At 34.9% G+C, this 1,355-nt stretch carries 3 protein-coding genes; 2 read left to right on the forward strand and 1 reads right to left on the reverse strand.

From position 1 onward, the window contains the following. Window positions 1-621, reverse strand: a 621-nt coding sequence (locus AC1DJR_RS29885) for a flavin monoamine oxidase family protein (RefSeq protein WP_477004244.1), incomplete at its 3' end; no start/stop codon positions are given. Between the two features lie 187 nt (window positions 622-808). On the opposite strand from AC1DJR_RS29885, the gene AC1DJR_RS29890 reads away from it, so the two are divergent. Beyond that, entirely contained in the window at window positions 809-1,000 is a 192-nt protein-coding gene (locus AC1DJR_RS29890; protein ID WP_002012420.1) for a DUF3896 family protein, read from the forward strand. 104 nt (window positions 1,001-1,104) lie between these two features. Then, a partial coding sequence (locus AC1DJR_RS29895; protein WP_477004245.1) for an LLM class flavin-dependent oxidoreductase occupies window positions 1,105-1,355 on the forward strand: 251 nt, incomplete at its 3' end.

Consider the following 1,355-nt stretch of genomic DNA (forward strand, 5'->3'; position numbering starts at 1 on the left):
GCCTATCATCTCAATCGTTACTGGCGAAAAATACGTATTATATTGATAAGGATGATATTTTAAAAATTGACCTGTAGAATATCTCCCAAAATCCTTTACTACAATATCCCAATTTTTCTCTGGGTTCTTTTTTATAAAATTTATAATGGGCTGTACCGCTAACATTAATAGTTCCTCAGACGTTTTCCCAACTTCATTCATTTCCACAGGATATCTTAAAATACTTGGATCTTTTTCGTATTGTTTTAATGTCGTTTTCCGACCATTTACGTAGATAATATCTGTCTCATTCCTATTAATAAAAGGGCTCACCTGTAGCCCAAACTTTCTTATATATGCCATCGTTAATGTATGCGAATACGGAATTCTCATYGCYCCAACATCTAAATATAATCCGGTATCTTCCATYCTAACTGTCTCTATGCGGCCACCTACACGGTTGTTCGCTTCAAAAACCTTCACTTCATGCCCTGCTGCTTTTAATAAAGATGCCGAAACTAATCCAGCCATACCAGCCCCTACTACAATGATTTGTTTCGGACGTGTCGTCTTCTTCAATCCCTTATTTATAACTTTTAACRTTTCATCCATCTCATTGTTAAACATTATATCTTTCTGCACAATCCCACCCCTTACTTCATGAAATACAAATTAGTGGTTTAGTGCATTTTATTCATAAATTCACTTAAACATAACACCACCACAATTTGAAAATTCACTAAAAATACATAAGGTGCAGCTCTCCCCCTTCCACATGCTTCATATGATAAACATACAGATAGTAACTGTATGGAAAGGGTGGATACACATGAAACGTACTTACGATTATCAGGCTACAAAAAAACATTTAGAATTAAAGAAACAGCAGTTATGTAAAAAACTCACTAGCGTTAAACTAACTGAAGAAGAACGCAAGCAAATACATTTAGAAATTGATAACTACGAATATATATTAAACTTAGTGGAAATGAATCATTATGAACGAGGGTTTTCTCATTAAAAGCGGATAAAAAATTATTCACTTTTCCTTTTGAGCATTTCACTACGCATTTTTCGTAAGTAAATATATAATAGGATGTACATTAAGATTGAGAGGTATATTCTATGATCAAATTAAGTGTATTAGACCAATCACCTATTTCAGATGGTAGCACAGCAGCCCAAGCTATTTCACATACAGTTACGCTTGCACAAGAAGTTGAGAAACTCGGATTCACACGTTTTTGGGTATCCGAGCACCATAATTCAATTAGCTTAGCTGGTTCAAGTCCAGAAATACTCATTTCACATATTGCCGCGAAAACTGACCGTATTAGAGTTGGTTCTGGTGGTGTTATGCTGCCACATTATAGTCC

The sequence above is a fragment of the Bacillus sp. 05T31 genome (genome assembly GCF_056396725.1).

Excerpts from the sequence above, each read along its gene's own strand:
- AC1DJR_RS29890 (WP_002012420.1), top strand. The coding sequence starts at position 809 with ATGAAACGTACTTACGATTATCAGGCTACAAAAAAACATTTAGAATTA.